This is a genomic window from Paenibacillus macerans, assembly GCF_900454495.1.
Taxonomy (GTDB): domain Bacteria; phylum Bacillota; class Bacilli; order Paenibacillales; family Paenibacillaceae; genus Fontibacillus; species Fontibacillus macerans.
Genome location: NZ_UGSI01000001.1, coordinates 3,847,083 through 3,863,015, shown reverse-complemented (window position 1 = coordinate 3,863,015; position 15,933 = coordinate 3,847,083). Strand labels below are relative to the sequence as shown.

Annotated in this window: 15 protein-coding genes and 1 pseudogene; all 16 read left to right on the top strand. The window is 42.7% G+C overall.

Going from position 1 to position 15,933, the window contains the following annotated elements; genetic code table 11:
• The first annotated feature begins 18 nt into the window (after window positions 1–18).
• The 16 genes and pseudogenes from DYE26_RS17315 to DYE26_RS17235 all read left to right on the top strand — a co-directional run bounded on the left by DYE26_RS17315 (window position 19) and on the right by DYE26_RS17235 (window position 15,891).
• A complete protein-coding gene (locus tag DYE26_RS17315) occupies window positions 19–1,002 on the top strand; it encodes an ABC transporter permease (RefSeq protein WP_036625782.1) in 984 nt (327 codons plus the stop codon).
• 13 nt (window positions 1,003–1,015) lie between these two features.
• The gene (locus tag DYE26_RS17310; RefSeq protein WP_036625780.1) at window positions 1,016–1,990 is read left to right on the top strand and encodes an ABC transporter permease; all 975 of its coding nucleotides are present in this window, start codon (window positions 1,016–1,018) and stop codon (window positions 1,988–1,990) included.
• Between the two features lie 74 nt (window positions 1,991–2,064).
• A complete protein-coding gene (locus tag DYE26_RS17305) occupies window positions 2,065–3,087 on the top strand; it encodes an autoinducer 2 ABC transporter substrate-binding protein (RefSeq protein ID WP_036625778.1) in 1,023 nt (340 codons plus the stop codon).
• A 76-nt stretch (window positions 3,088–3,163) separates the two neighbouring features.
• Window positions 3,164–3,827, top strand: a pseudogene (locus tag DYE26_RS17300) (Rpn family recombination-promoting nuclease/putative transposase).
• A gap of 343 nt (window positions 3,828–4,170) precedes the next feature.
• On the top strand, window positions 4,171–6,411 hold the full coding sequence (locus DYE26_RS17290; protein ID WP_036625774.1) for a right-handed parallel beta-helix repeat-containing protein: 2,241 nt from the start codon (window positions 4,171–4,173) through the stop codon (window positions 6,409–6,411).
• A gap of 41 nt (window positions 6,412–6,452) precedes the next feature.
• The gene (locus DYE26_RS17285; protein ID WP_230877193.1) at window positions 6,453–6,908 is read left to right on the top strand and encodes a class I SAM-dependent methyltransferase; all 456 of its coding nucleotides are present in this window, start codon (window positions 6,453–6,455) and stop codon (window positions 6,906–6,908) included.
• Window positions 6,909–7,321: 413 nt separating this feature from the next.
• On the top strand, window positions 7,322–8,725 hold the full coding sequence (locus DYE26_RS17280) for a radical SAM protein (RefSeq protein WP_036625768.1): 1,404 nt from the start codon (window positions 7,322–7,324) through the stop codon (window positions 8,723–8,725).
• The gene (locus tag DYE26_RS17275) at window positions 8,722–9,579 is read left to right on the top strand and encodes a hypothetical protein (RefSeq protein WP_036625766.1); all 858 of its coding nucleotides are present in this window, start codon (window positions 8,722–8,724) and stop codon (window positions 9,577–9,579) included. The genes DYE26_RS17280 and DYE26_RS17275 overlap by 4 nt, the downstream gene beginning before the upstream one ends.
• A gap of 51 nt (window positions 9,580–9,630) precedes the next feature.
• Complete coding sequence (locus DYE26_RS17270) at window positions 9,631–10,584, top strand: peptidase U32 family protein (RefSeq protein WP_036625764.1); 954 nt, start codon at window positions 9,631–9,633, stop codon at window positions 10,582–10,584.
• Between the two features lie 44 nt (window positions 10,585–10,628).
• Entirely contained in the window at window positions 10,629–11,255 is a 627-nt protein-coding gene (gene tmk / locus DYE26_RS17265; protein WP_036625762.1) for a dTMP kinase, read from the top strand.
• Window positions 11,256–12,068: a nucleotidyltransferase family protein gene (locus DYE26_RS17260; protein WP_036625759.1), complete on the top strand. Its 813-nt coding sequence runs from the start codon at window positions 11,256–11,258 to the stop codon at window positions 12,066–12,068.
• Between the two features lie 5 nt (window positions 12,069–12,073).
• Window positions 12,074–12,331 (top strand): PqqD family protein, encoded by a 258-nt coding sequence (locus DYE26_RS17255; protein WP_036625757.1) that lies wholly within the window; start codon window positions 12,074–12,076, stop codon window positions 12,329–12,331.
• A 250-nt stretch (window positions 12,332–12,581) separates the two neighbouring features.
• Window positions 12,582–13,238, top strand: coding sequence for a CPBP family intramembrane glutamic endopeptidase (locus tag DYE26_RS34885; RefSeq protein ID WP_371860956.1), 657 nt, complete (start codon window positions 12,582–12,584; stop codon window positions 13,236–13,238).
• Window positions 13,239–13,253: 15 nt separating this feature from the next.
• Window positions 13,254–14,552, top strand: a complete 1,299-nt coding sequence (locus tag DYE26_RS17245) for an MFS transporter (RefSeq protein ID WP_082207927.1) — start codon at window positions 13,254–13,256, stop codon at window positions 14,550–14,552.
• Between the two features lie 169 nt (window positions 14,553–14,721).
• Entirely contained in the window at window positions 14,722–15,042 is a 321-nt protein-coding gene (locus tag DYE26_RS17240) for a phosphotransferase (protein WP_227872735.1), read from the top strand.
• A gap of 84 nt (window positions 15,043–15,126) precedes the next feature.
• Window positions 15,127–15,891 carry a sugar phosphate isomerase/epimerase family protein gene (locus tag DYE26_RS17235; RefSeq protein WP_036625749.1) on the top strand — a complete coding sequence of 255 codons (765 nt, stop codon included), beginning with the start codon at window positions 15,127–15,129 and terminating at the stop codon, window positions 15,889–15,891.
• Window positions 15,892–15,933 lie beyond the last annotated feature (42 nt).

Sequence of the window (15,933 nt, the reverse complement as noted above, 5' to 3'; positions counted from 1 at the left end):
AAGGGGCAGGTGGAAGAAGTGAAAGCGTTATTTCGTTCCAAAGAGACGGGGATTCTCGCGGTTCTGCTGTTTTTATGCGTCGTGCTTAGCGTCATGAATCCCGTCTTTTTAACGGGCGGCAATCTTCATGATATTTTAAAAGCGAACGTCGTACTTGCCATTTTGGCAATGGGAATGACGCTGGTAATTATTACGGGCGGGATCGACGTGTCGGTGGCCGCCGTCACGAGTGCATCCATCGTCATTACAGGGCATTTGATGGCCAGGCTGCCGGACTCGCCGTTGTCCGTAATCATCGCGTTTGCGGTTTCAATTTTGTGCGGCATCGTGTTTGGACTCATCAATGGCTTACTCATTTCGAGGGTGAAAATTCCGCCGATCGTTGCCACGCTCGGCATGATGAGCATTATCAATGGCAGTATTTTGTATTTCACCAACGGCATGTACATGAACAGCAGCAACTTCCCGGCAGTTTTCATCCGGTTCGCTGATCTAAAAATCGCCGGCATTTCGATATTGGTTTATTTGATGCTGATCATCACTGTTTTGACCTGGTATGTCATGAAGCATACCAAAATCGGCCGTTCCGTATTCGCGATTGGGGGCAACCCGGTGTCCGCGGTGCGCGCCGGCATAAGCTTGGAGCGGACGCAGATGTTCGTATATGGCTACGTAGGTTTTATGGCGGGCGTCGCGGCGATGGCGCAGACGATGTATACGAAGTCGGTCGACCCAAACGGTATGCTCGGTTTCGAAATGACCGTCATTTCCGCAGTCGTGATCGGCGGTGCGAACATTCTCGGCGGCAGCGGTTCCGCGTGGGGGACGTTTCTCGGCGTGTTGCTGCTCGGCGTCATGCAAAACGGTCTCATTCTGACGCACATCGATACGTACTGGCAAAAAATCGTCGTCGGTATCGTCATCTTGACGGCTGTCAGCTATGATGTCATTCAGCGCAAACGCGCCGAGTCGAAACTGATGAAAGTCGAAGTACAGGAGTAGGGAGGAGCGGCGAATGAAATTCAAATTTTCCAAAGAATCGATACTCGGTGTCATTTTACTCGGAATGTTCATTCTTATGGCGGTTGTTGCACCGGGATTTTTGGACCCGTACAACTTGAGCAACATGATGTTCCAATTGCCTGAGCTTGGCATATTGGCGCTCGGCATGATGGTTGTCATTGTGACTTCCGGCATCGATTTATCGATCACATACACCGCCGCCTTCGCCGGTGTTATGTCCGCACTTGGCTTGGCTTCCGGCATGCCAACGGCGCTGGCGGTCGCCATCGGCGTCGCGATCGCGCTATTGTGCGGATTGCTTAACGGATTTTTCGTCTCAGTCATCGGCATCTCGCCGATTTTGGTCACGCTCGGAAGCATGGTACTGTTCGAAGGCGTTATTTTGACGATTACGAAGGGCAACGCCATCTCCGGTTTTCCGGAATCTTTCAGCTTGCTCGGCAACGTGTCGGTTGGCCCGATTCCGCTGCCAGTCATCATTTTTGCGGTGATTGCGGTAATCACGTCGGTGATGCTCAACCGGACACCGTGGGGGCGCAGCGTATATAAAGTGGGCATCAATCCGATCGCCGTCCAATTTTCCGGCATTAATGTCAAGAAAGTGTTAATGGGCGTCTATTTGTTCTCGGCATTTATGGCGGCGATCGCCGGGCTGATTATGATCTCGCGCTACAATTCGGCGAAGGTCGACCTGGGTTCCTCGTATTTGCTGCTTACCATCTCTGCTTCGGTACTCGGCGGAACGGAAATTTCGGGCGGTTACGGAAAAGTGGTCGGCACAGTGTTCGCAGTTGCTATTTTCCAAGTGATGTCCAACGGGCTAAACTTGCTTGGAGTGCCGCGGACGATCGTCGACATTCTGATGGGCATCATTTTGATCGCCGTGCTGACGCTGAATTATTTCTCGGCCAAGCAGGTAAGCAAAAAAGCTTTAAAACAAGCGTTGAGCTCGAAGGCATCGGCTTAAATTGATCCTGTCCATCTCTCGAAGGGCATGAATCATAAATTCATTCTTATAAGAAAAGGAAGGGGCAATTAGAGATGAAGAAGTTTTCCAGTGTTATTGCGACAGTATTGGCAAGCATGCTCGTGCTGTCGGCCTGCGGCACGAATTCGGCGACGTCTGGCGGCGGACAAGAGGAGAAGGGCGGGGAGATCAAAATCGCGGTCGTGCCGAAAGTGATCGGCATCCCGTACTTTAACGCATCGGAGACCGGCGCGAAAAAAGCGGGCGAAGATCTTGGCGTCAAAGTGATATACACGGGCCCGACCCAAGCGGATGCGGCACAGCAAGTCAAAATCATTGAAGACTTGATTTCGCAAAAAGTCGACGTCATCGCGGTGGCGCCGAACGACCCGGCATCGCTCACGCCGGTGCTCAAGCGCGCAAAAGAACAAGGCATCAAAGTGATGGACTGGGATACGCCTGCGGATCAATCGGTCGTCGATTTGTCCGTTCATCAAATTGACGACGAAATCTTCGGACGCACGGTAACGGATAAATTGGTCGAAAAAATGGGCACCGATTCCGGCGAAATCGCAATCTTGACCGGCGGCATGTCGGCGGCGAACCTCAATACGTGGATCGACTGGGCGAAAAAGCAAGCGGAAGAAAAATACCCGAATTTGAAGCTCGTCAATGATAAAATCGCGACCGACGAGAAGCAGCAAGTCGCTTACCAAAAAACGCTCGACCTGTTAAAAGCATATCCGAATTTGAAGGGAATTATGGCGTTCTCGACGGTCGCTCCGCTCGGCGCGGCGCAAGCGATTCAAGAGAAAGGCCTGCAAGGCCAAGTGGCGCTCGTCGGCGCGTCTCTGCCGACCGACTCGAAGCCGTACATCTTGGACGGTTCGATGTCTTCCGCGCTGCTCTGGAACCCGGAAAGCCTCGGCTATTTGACGGTTTCCTTAGCGAAAGACTTGGTTAGCGGCAAGCTTCCGACCGATGGGCAAGAGGTGCCGGGCGTAAGCAAAATTCAAGTGAAATCGGACAACAAAACGGTCATCATGGGTCCGCCGACCGAATTTACGAAAGAAAACGTCGAACAATTTAATTTCTAATGAAGCAAGCCGGAAGCGGATCGCCTTACATTTGGCGGTCCGCTTTTAAGGGAATAAGGAATGGAGTGAGATGCGCATGTTCGAGCTGCTGGATCCGCGTGTCGATGTGATCTTCAAGCGAATTTTTGGAAGTGAGCGTAATAAGGATGTGTTGCTGGCTTTTTTGAACAGCACGTTTCGCGAGGCAGGCGAATCGCCGCTAACCGAGATTGTACTGCTCAACCCTTACACTGAGCCAGACAGTCCGAATGATAAGCAGTCGATTATGGACATCAAGGCCAAGACAGCCAAGGGCTAACTTTTGAATATCGAAATGCAATTGTTCAACCCGTATCAATATGGAAAAACGTACACTGCTCCTAGATGATATTGAGATTCACATCATCGAGCTGACCAAGCTGAATGAGCATGCAGCAGAGCTTGAAGAAGGCGGTCTGGTGAACTGGCTGCTGTTTTTAAAGGGTGTAGATAAATCAAATTGGGAGGTGCTGACGATGAAGGAGCCGATGCTGAAAAAAGCGATGGATACGCTGGAGTTTCTGAGCCAGGATCGGGCAGCGCGCATGGCTTATGACGCCCGAATGAAGGCGCTGAGCGATGAGAAATCCCGAATTGAGGGAGCCAAGACGGAAACAAGCAAAGAAATTGCCATCAGACTTCTGAACAAAGGGGTAGATCTGCAAACTGTTTCGGAAGCAACGGGGTTGTCTATGGAAGAAGTCAAAGTGCTGAGACAGTAAGCAAAAATGTACTCCCTACATCACCATCCAAAGCTAAAACTCGACGACAGCCGCAGGGCTGTCTTTTCTTTTGCCAAATATAATTTATCCGGGTACTTGTTGACCAGTTTATGAACAAGGTTGAATTCGGCATGCCCGAATAATCCCGGCTCATAGTTTGAGGTGTTTTCCGCTTCCTCGATGATCGCATTTTCACGAATCATAAACTTTAAGTCGGTATAAGTCGATTAAATAATTAGGGCTTATATACATAAATTTCTATATTAGAACATACCTAGCAGTGAACTTAAGCCGAGGCGTAGAAGCCGTATCTAAAAATAGAATTCATTACAGGAGGTAAGCTATGAATAAGAGAATAGGCATTAGATTTTTAGTTGTAATTATGATGATTTATGTATTTGCTTTTAATCTGGGTGGGAAAACTGTAAAGGCAAATTCCGTATATTATGTTTCTACAACGGGGAATGACATTACTGGAACCGGTACACTATCAAATCCATGGAAAACCATACAAAAGGCAGCAGATACCATGAAAGCCGGAGATACCTGCATCATACGAGGTGGTACATACCGGGAAACAGTAACACTTCATACTTCCGGAACTTCTGCAAATCCCATAAACTTTAAGGCTTATACAGGAGAGAACGTAACGGTATCCGGTGCCGATCCGGTTACTGGCTGGGAAAATTACTCCGGATCCATCTATTATGCGGAAATGACGGGTTCCCTTGGAACAAAAAATCAGATATTTGTTAATAAGCAATTGCAATTTGAAGCCAGATGGCCCAATTCACCAACACTTGATCCCTTAAATTCAACATATGCAACCGTTGATTCCGGCTCCACTACAACCATCAAGGATGGGGACTTAACTCAGGCACCTGGATACTGGGTTGGCAAAACGGTTTGGAGTGTTCCGGGAACAGGCTATAAATCTTATAAAAGTACCATTACCGGCTCAAGGGACGGCTCCATTACCTTTGATCAAATGGCTGCTGCAGCGACAGGCGGTAACAGCTATTATATTACTGGTAATCTTGAAGATCTTGACAGTGCGGGAGAATGGTATTATGACAGCATTACTGGCAGACTTTATTTATGGGCCCCTGGTGGAGTTGATCCGAATACTTTGACAGTAGAAGCAAAGAAGCGGACTTATGCATTTGATTTAAGTTCCCGCTCTTACATAAATATTACCGGAATTAATATCTTTGCCTCCAGCATTAAAATGTCTAATTCTAATTACTGTAAAGTTTCTAATATGATTGCGGAATATGTCAGTCATGATTCGGATGTTACCAGACAATACAGTACAGGGATATTTATGTCCGGTACCAATAATGAGCTTAGAGACAGTACTTTGACCTACAGTTCCGGTAATCTGGTGAGTATAGAGGGAACAGGAAATAAAGTAATTAATAATCTTATTCATGAAGCCAATTATTCGGCAGCGGATATTCCGGCAATCTATCTATTGGGGGCAAACCATCTAATCAGTCATAATACGGTATATAACGCTGGGCGTCACCTGATATTTATGCCTACCCAAAACAGCCGGATACAATATAATAATCTGTACAATGCAGGAAAGCTGACAAAAGACTGCGGAATACTCTATGAATTTGCCTGGGATGGGCAAGGGACGGTAATTCATCATAATTACATCCATGATAATCTGGCAAAGAATTATTCCGGCACGGGTATCTATCTGGATAACGGTAGCAAGGGCTATATTGTGCATCATAATGTTGTATGGGGAAACTATACAGGGATAAGATTGAATACACCCAGTAATTTTAACCTGATATATAACAATACCACCTACAGTAACGGAAATGTAGGATATTGGGGAAGTAATTTTCAGTCAGATATGTACGGCGACAGAATTTTCAACAATATCTTTACTACAGCCTTTAAACTGCCTGGTACTCATATAGAGGGAAATAATATTACCTCAGAAACCAATCCGTTATTTGTGAATCCCACAGCATATGATTTCAGGCTGCAGTCCACTTCTCCAGCTATTAATGCAGGGGTTGTAATATCCGGAATCACGAATGATTATGTTGGTGCGGCCCCGGATATTGGAGCATATGAGTTCGGTGGAACTGACTGGACGGCCGGGCATGATTTTTCTTCACCTCCGGACCCGGTTTTTGAGAGTGTCAGCTTACTTTATGTTAATAACGTAAGGCAATCTGATTTCGAGAAAGGGATAATCTCACCATGGGCAGCAACATATTCAGATACTGCTGTAAGCGTACCGGTACCAAGAAGCGGCTCTAAGAGTGTTAGATTGGGACCCGGAGAAGATGGTATCGAGCAGGTACTTACAGGGCTAAGTCCTAATACCAGCTATGTGTGTACCGCTTGGGTGAAGGCAGACATAGGTGAGCAGATTCAGATTGGCGTTAATGGCTTTGAAGGAACGGATGCATCTGCAACATCTGACAGTACATCATGGACAATGGTAAACATTCCTTTTACAACCGGAGCAGGCGCTACCAGGGCAACAGTGTATGCTTACAAGAAGCCTGGCACAGCATATGTTTATGTGGATGATTTTGGGGTAGTTGAGCAATAAATTGTCGGAAAGTAAGAAAAACCAAGACTGCCTTGGGTCAGATGGATCAGGAGGGACGCCCTTGCTGCGGCACAGCCCCTTATGGCTATCGCCTTGAAATATCTGTAGGTTTATTGGTGTTAATAATGGGGAATACGGATAAGTTTGAGATGATAGCTAATAAGTATGACACCTCTGAAAGAATTCAAATCGCAAAGGTATCATCAAATACCAATATTTTTATGGCTCAGGTTTTACTCCATATTCATGATGTTGAGTTAGTTTTATCAAGATTATATGAGGTTCTAAATGAAAGCGGACATTTACTAATCGTAGATTTTAATAAAAATGAAAAAATAGTTTCTGATATGGTCCATAACGGGTTTGATCAGGCAGAGTTAACTGACATGATGACAAAAATCGGATACAGGGATATTCAATCTAAAACTTTCTATACCGGAAGTAAAATATTCATGGGTTATGATGCATCTTTGTTTATCCTTGATTCTCGGAAATAGAGTATTCGCCAAGGCCCCATCAGGCCTGAGCGGATGTGAAAAAGCTAAACAATCGGCCTATCCATTTGTCTCCAGCCAGTCGGCGCATCTTATACCACTTAATGCTATGACGCCGGATGATCGGCATTCCTTTGTGTCATTTTGTTCCTGATCATCGTCGGAATCGCCCTGGCTTTTGCAAAAGAAAAAGCCTTGTACACATCTTGGCAAAAACTGTGTTGTCTTAATCCAAAGACGATGCAGTTTTTTTATTAAGTTTGAACTGAGTTCACAAAATAGTAATAACTTTTGACTTTATATTGCTTTTTATTACAAAATCAAACATAAAAGTAATTTGAACACATAATCTTAGAGGTATATTATAGTAAAGAGTATTAACCACAAACTGGAAGAAAGTTTAACTTTTGAAACGAATGCGGGTGAAAAAATTGAGTTTATCGAATTTCGAATTTTCATTCTCCCAACCTAAGCAAGGCCTGTTTAAGATGGGCGATAACGATTTTAAGATTGTCACGGAGTACGGGAGAGAAAGGAAAGTAAATTTTAATCAGCTCTTGGTATATTTGTTTTCGGAAGGAATGAATAATTCTTTGGAGGTAAGTGACAACATCCGGAGATATGATGCCGACTTCGATATGTCCATCCATGAAATTAACGATCTATTGAATCAACTGGTTGAAGAACAATTTCTGAAGTTTGAACCGAGGAAAAAAGAGTTGCACAAACATTATTCTTATAATCCCGTGAAGATATTGAATTACGCCAGATCCGTTTCTGCCGCGAAAAAAACTAACGAATTTATTTCTTTAGGGAAATTAGAGTTGGCCGTTACCCATAAATGCCCGTTTAATTGTACATATTGCAGCAAGAAAGAATATAACCCCTCAGAACAGTTATCTTTAGAGGAAAAGAAAAAAGTAATTTACGAAGCTTATGAGTTGGGAGCACAAACGATCGCTTTAACAGGCGGGGAACCTTTGCATGATGAAGTTGCGGAGGAAACTTTTGAACTAATTGGTTACGCATCTGACTTAGGTTACAAAAGAAAAGTATTGTTGACAAGCGGGTACCATATCGACAAATATTTTCAATCCATAGTTAATTCGCATCTGGATGAAGTTCAGGTCTCCTACAATATGAGTTGTAAGTTTTACGAAGATAGAGTCCGGAACCAATATATTGAAAAGAATATTAAACAAATAAGCGGATTAATGGATTACGGTATCCGTTTGGGCATATGCAGCGTTTTGACAAATGAAAGTATTGGTTTCATCGATGAGATAATTAAATTCTGTTTAGAGAATAAACTATATAGTGTTTACTTCTATCCGGTGATGCCGGTTGGGGATGCCAAGAATATATGGAATGAGATCAAATTGGATGTGTCGGACTTGAAAAATGCACTGGCATTAATCAAAGAAAGGAGGGAGGAGCTCAAACAAAGGCTGTATATTTCCGCGCCGCAGTCGTTTTTGCAGGATGAGAAACCGCTGCAAATTTGCGAGGGCGGAATGTATATGCTCTACGTTACCGAAAGCGGCGATACGGCTGCTTGTGCTTGTTCCGCTGCTTCGGGTTTCAATGTCCGCGATTATTCCTTGTCTTGGATCTGGAAGGAATCCAGATATTTTGACGGATACAGAATTGTTAAATCAGTAAACAGCTTATGCCAGAATTGCGATGATTACTCTCTTTGTATAAATAGTTGCGTTTGCAGAGAGAACTTGGCCGCGCGGAATTTTAAATTTAGCTCCGGAAAATGTGCACTCATTACGGAAAATTTAAAAATCAACGAAATAGGATCGGTGATGGAATGAAGACAGGACTTTTTATACGCAAATATGATGAGGTTGAATGGGAAAAGATGAACAAAAATAAATGCCTTTTTCTTGGAAGCGAGGGATGTATTTACAAACTGCCGCATAAAAATGAAATTGTTGATCTGAAAAATAAGATTAAAGATATGGAAATCCATATCATTACTCCTCTTGTGTCGCAAATGAACTTGCAATTGGCCAAGGATGCGATAGATGACTTGATTTCCGCGAACGCCATAGATTCAATAACTTTTAATGATTACGGCGTGCTTTATTACGTTGCGAACAAGTATAAATACTCAAATATAAAGTTTTACCTCGGGAGGTTATTGACCAAATCGTTCTCCGATTGTCCTTGGTCGGATCATCTGAACAGAAATGAGGAAGACTTCGTCAAAAAATACATGAATGGTTTCGCGCTGAATGACCCCAGGAAAATTAAAATGTTTAAGGACATGGGGATCGAAGGAGCTCATCTTAGTGCAAACCATAAAAATGCGGAGGGATTAAAAGAAATTGCGCAAAACGGATTCGATATCATAGTCCATTTAAATACGATCATCGGATCTTCCAGCAGAATCTGCAGTCAAGCCCAGTATCATAGTTTGAGCTATCCGGCATGCAAGGATAAATGCGAGAAACCGGCCGTACTTAGATTGTCCAAAGTATGGAGTCTAAAAGAGGACGGATATATTGAACCAAGCAAGGAAGTAAAAAGGATGGTTCCCGATTATTATGTTGCCGGAAATATAACCTACTACCGAAATCCCGATCAAGAGCTATTACTGGATATGTCCCATTTAATCACGTACGGTGTTGAGGATAGTCATTTTGGGACTTATGTTTATGCTTGACTTTGTGAAAATTATAACAATCACGTTTTTTCGGTTAGGAGAGATTATTTTATGAAGGTAAAAGCTCCTGTGATTTCATTTGATTCAGCCAAGAAAATGCTGGAAGCAGGCGCGGGCGAGATTTATCTTGGCGCCTCTAATGGGGCATTTAAAAATATCGCTTACAGTGCACGAGGGAATTCCAACGTCCATAACTCCCGGATTACGATTGACGAAACCGAATTAAAAAAGACCGTCGATTTGGCTCATCGGCATAATGCGAGTGTCAGCTTTCTTACAAACCTTCCGCAATTCAGTTTGCCAAGTGAGGAGAGAAGCAGAATCGAACAAAATTTTATCGAATATATCCAAACCGGAATACAATGTGGCATTGACAATGTGGTTGTTGCGGATATCGGCCAGTATTTATTGATAAGGGAGCATAATATCGACATTCCATGCTTTGCAAGTGTTTATTTGGCTACGATAAATGCGGAGCAGGTGAAATTTTTTAAAGAGCTTGGGTTTAGAAGAGTCACACTCGAATATCAAATGCTGACCCAGGAGATCAGGGAAATTTGCCAAGTCGAAGGTATAGATATAGAAGTTTTCGCGAACTTCGGGGGAACATTCCTAAACGGAAGATGCAGTCTATACCATAATATGGGCGAAGAGCTTGATTTCGGCTTTCCGTGTAAATCCAAATATGATGTCATCACCGAAGATATTCTGGAGAAGGACTATCCCTACTATGACAGTAACCTGTATTGTTCTTTATGCAGTGTAGGGAAGCTGTATGAGATGGGGGTTACTACGTTGAAAATTACCGGCAGGGAGATACCCAGCAAAGTAACGGAAGATATCGTCCGAACGTATTCCAAATGCATTCAGTATCTAGAAGATAATATGGATTATATGACTGCAAGAAATTTAGCGTTCGATGAGTGTAAAGACTTCTGGAATAAATGGTGTTCAAAGAAGCGATGCAAATACATTAAGAACCGTGTAACGAGTTCATACGTGTAGCGCCCTAGCAAAAGCATTACATATTAATGGAGGAAGGAATTATAATGCTTATCGCTTTTTGCGGGATTGACGGATCGGGAAAGAGTACGCATGTTGAATTCTTGGCGGAATGGTTATCCCGGCAGCAACTAAAAGTAAAAAGGTTCAAACCGATTAATTCAGATAACGATTTTTTAACTTACCTTCAAACCATCGGCAAAAACTATAGTGATTTATACAATGAAGCTATGCCCAGAGAGCACAGGAGCATACTGCTTGCATTTGAATTGTTTCAACAGAGCGAGGCGGTGAAAAAGTGGCTGGCCGAAGACTATATCGTTGTGGTGGACCGCTGGATATACTCCCATTATGCATACGCTTATGCTCGAAATATCGAAACGAAAACCCTGCATGCAATGTTGGATAGTTGTCTCAAACCCGATTTGGTATTTCTGTTGGACGTTCCGGTATATACTTCCTTACAACGGATCGATGAACGAGGCCCAAAACGGTCGATGAATGAATCCGAGGCGATTCTCGAGAAAGCGAGGGAGAGATTTCTTCAACTAAAGGATGCACATCAATTCATCCTTTTGAATACGGCCGAGCCGCTGGATGAAATAAGAAATCGGATTCAAAATGAAGTCGGTCATAAACTCAAAGTCCGAATCGAGACTTCGGGGGGGATTTAGATGCAAGGTCCACATACCGAACAAGTTGTTTTCCAACATATTCCCGATTCTATATTAGAGAACGCCATCGTCTATTTGGCCGGGTCTACCATCGAGGGCTTCGGGAATGCCACTTCTGACGTTGATGTTTTTGTGATTTCCGAAAGTTTGCCGTCCGAGGAGGAATTAAACCGCTTAGGTGGTAATGCATCGGCAATCAAGGAGAACCTCACCATTGTTCAAAATATTGTGGTTGACGATACGAGATATGATTTTACTTATGTAAGAACGGAAGATTTTGTATCTCTCATAACGAAGTTGAACCTTTTTAACCCCCGATCGGATGAACGGCCCGGTGAATTTGATAAAAACGGGATCGATTTCCTGCATCGTTTACGATTTTCAAGAATGTTAAAGATCCCCGACGAGAAGCAAGAGTTGATTGGAAATGTTAATTTTAATCATTTGAATTTGTACTTGGCAATGACCGAAGCCTGGCTCTATTCGCACGTCGTTGAGGATTTGGAGGGAGCCTACCGTTCAAGGGATTTCGGGACTGCGTTTTTTGGAATCAGGAAGCTGCTTGAGGTAAGTCTGACCATGTATCTTGCGCTTCACGGGGAAACAAACCCGAATCCCAAATGGCTTTATCGAAAGCTTCTGCGATATTGCAAAGACAGAAATGATATGGGACTGCTGGAGAAGTATATGGAGTTACAAGGACACACTTATGATGAAAGTACGATTGCCGGACATTTGAAAAACGGACTAAAGTTTTGTCAACATCTTAACGAGCGTTCGCAGGACTTAATCAAATTACAAATTGAGGAGTGAAATCAATGAAGTATGAGAAGAATCATTTCGTCCAATTAAGAGTTATTTCGGGGAAAACTTACGCCGTCCACAATAATGACGTATATCTATTCGATGAAGTTGAAGAAGCGATATGGAAATTAATTGATAGCGATACGACAGAGGAACAAATTGCAACGATTATTTCAAATAAATATCAAGTTCCTTTTGAAGAAGTACACCAAGATGTCCGGGAATACTTAACCGAGCTATTCCATGCCAACATGATTGAAAAGGTAAACTAATATGCTTATCCCTATTTTGTGAAGAAGATGTCCTGAGAAAAAGAATTGGATCCAATTTTTTTATGATAGGCATAATGAATAATTTTGTTGTGAATGGAGGTGAATGCAATGTATAAGAAGCCGAAACTGAAAAAGGTTGCCTCGCCGGCCGCATCTCAAAAAGCGTAAACTCGGATAAATAAGCAGCAAATTTTTCGAAGGACACCTTCTTCCTTAAGTAGAGATAAGAAAGAACTGGTTGGGGATCGATATGATACAGCAATTGGCGTATTGTCTAATTATTTATTTTTCGGTGTTTTACTGCAGCCAGTTAATACGAAAATATATACGAAATTTTCGCGGCGCTTCGTTTGTTAGAATGGTCTTGTTTTTCGTCCCCTATATCTTGCCCCTCTTTGTATTTAATGTGGTGGATTCTATAACTGCCGTAACGGAAAAGGGGACAGTTTTGATTGGCCTTCTTCTGGCCATAGTTCCCTCGATCATAGCCTTAATCGTTCAATTTAAAAGTTTCAAAGTGTTTTTAAGCAAAGACATATATTATTTAATAAATCCTATTTCTCTGGAACAATTTTTATTGATTGAAGCTTCCTTGCTTGGAAGCGTGATCGCCGAGGAACTATTTTATAGGAATTTGATTCCCGATGTGCTGAATTTATGGAAAGAATCGTATGTCGCAATCATTGCTTCATTGTTGTTTACACTTTCTCATTTTTTGCAAAAGGACACGCGCGAGACGTGTACTTTATCCACTTATTTCATTTTATTTCTTCTTGGACTAAGCTGGATTTCCAGTATTTTGTATACCGGTAACATTATTTTTCCCATGCTCGGCCATTTGATCTATAACTTACCGAATATTATTATCGCCGTTTTTAAATTTTATTTGCCTTCCAGACTTAAGTAAAGCGGTTAAGAAGGAATGAGAGAACCAATGAAGTTTTTCAGTCTCGACATTAATGTGAAGATCAGATTGATTGAAAGATTTCTAACACAAATTGTAGCGAATGCGATTCAGCCCTTTATGGTCATTTATTTTTCGTATACGCTAGGGGCCAAGCTCGCAGGTGTTCTGCTTGCCATTAACGTTATTCTGTCTTTTATATCCGGATTTTACGGAGGTTATTGGTCCGACCGATTCGGCAGAAAAAGGATCATGATTCTAAGCGAGATTGTGCGATTTTTCGCAGTGTTTACCATGTTTCTGGAAAGTACGGCCTTATTCGATTCGGCTATGGTCGTGTATTTCGCCATGGCCATAAATTCTATTGCTTCGGGAATATCAGGGCCGGCAGGCGAGGCCTTAATCGTAGATTCAAGCAGCTCCGAAGAAAGAAAATACATATATACGATCGACTATTGGTTATGGAATCTTTCGCTTCTGGCGGGAAGTGTAATTGGGGGGTTCTTCTTTAAAGAATACAAACATATCCTAATGCTTTGCTTGACCTTAGTTTCCATCATATCCATCATTCTTTTGGTGTTTTTTATTAAGGAAACAATTGGAAAAACGGAATTGCAGCCTGTAGAACTAAAAAAACGGTTCTGGCCGCAATTCCTTCTTAACTATAAGACGGTAAGCATGGATCGGATATTTCTCGTTTTTCTCATCGCTTCTCTGCTGGATTTATCGGTACAAACGCAAACCAGTAATTTTATAGCAGTACGTTTGGTAAATGAAATCAGCGAACAGAAGCTGTTTAGTTGGGGAAATTGCAACTTTTTAGTCGACGGATATAATTTATTCGGAATGCTGAATACCTTAAATGCTGTAATTGTTACTGTTTTTGCAGCCTTGATTTCATATCTGACGGGCAAGATAGGGCCCAAATACGCGATAGTTGCCGGTATGCTAATATATACGACGGGGTATTCGATCATCAGTTACGAAACAAGACCGTGGATTTTGTTCGCCATGATGGCCGTCGTTTCCTTAGGAGAATTAATCTATGTCCCGCATAAACAAGCCTTAATGGCCGATATTATTCCAAACGATAAGCGGGGGTCGTATATGGCTATGAACGCTGTCACCACGCGTGGGGCGGTCATGTTGGGCAGCCTGGCGGTAACGCTTGGAGCCGTTGTTCCCAAATATGTGGTCTCCTTGGAGATATTTATAATCGGTATGGCAAGCATTTGGTTCTTTTTTAAGCTGTTATCGACTATCTTTCCGGCAGAAATCTCCAAATCGAAAGAGGCGGACGCAAATATCGATTTATAGAACCAGGCATTTCCGAATCTTTTATGAATCACCCCATTCTAATATGGTGTGCTGTGCCGTTGACTGGTTGAGCGGGATATTTTGTTAGCAAATATGCCTGGAAAGGTTGATGTAAAACTCTTTGATATTTGCGGCTTTGTCGAACTCTAATTCGTGCTTTCCCGCCCTTGTGGTCACATTGATTTTATTAGTCAGGGAAAGGGTTCCAGTTACTTATGATTTTCAACTGGACAACCTATTTTATGAAGAGAAAAATCGTTCGTATAGCGTTATTGATTTCGATGATGCTGTTTATAGTTGGTATGCTCACGACATTATAACGGCTCTTGATGATTTTCTTGGCGATGATATGAACTTGGATAATCCTCAAGTGAAATCGTTTCTAAAGGGTTACAGTTCGGTAGTTCCGCTGGGCGATGAGGACATTAACCAGTTTACGTATTTTCAAAGGTTCATGAAGTTATATAGGTTTGCAAAATTGTTGAGATGAATTGAGACGGGGATTTCGAGAGCAACGCGGGTCGGACTTTTGGCGCTGAAGCGAGAACCCGAAAATTAAGAAAGGAATCGGCTTATGATTACCATTTATGATTGGTTTGGCTATGAAATGCCGATAAAGGAACGTTATCAGTTAATAAAAGAAGCTGGATTTGATGGCGTTTTATTATGGTGGAGTGAAGACTTTGGCCGGAACGATTACCTTAACGGACCGCAAATTGCGCAGGAAGCGGGTCTTTTTATAGAGAATATCCATACGCCAATCCAAAACCAAAACAACCTCTGGCTTGACAATCTGGACGGTGAAGCCTTAACCGATTGTTATTTGCAATGTCTTGCAGATTGCGCCGAATTTGAGATTCCGACAATGGTGGTGCACCTGCCCGATGAAGATAATCCACATAACGCATTGGGATTGAATAGAATCTTGAGAATCACTGAAAAAGCTGAACAGCTTGGTGTCAATGTTGCGCTGGAGAATTTACGGAACCTTACCAATTTGGCATATGTGCTGGAGCAAGTAGATTCCCTGTGTATCGGATTCTGTTATGACTGCGGACATCACTACCGCTACTATCCGGGCAATGATTTATTATCCACGTACGGTTCCAGGTTAATGGCACTACATTTACATGATAATAATGGAAGTTATGCCCAACACGGGTTACCCTTTGATGGCACGATTGATTGGTCAATAACCATGAAAAAAATTGCGGAAACGAATTATTCAGGAGCGACTGCAATAGAGGTCATGAATTGGGATTATGAGGATTTATCGGCTAAAGACTTTTTACATAAAGCGTTTGAACGTGCAAAAAGGTTGGAAGCATTAAAACACTAACTAGTTGTATGAGGGTATAAAACTAATACAATAAAGAATCTG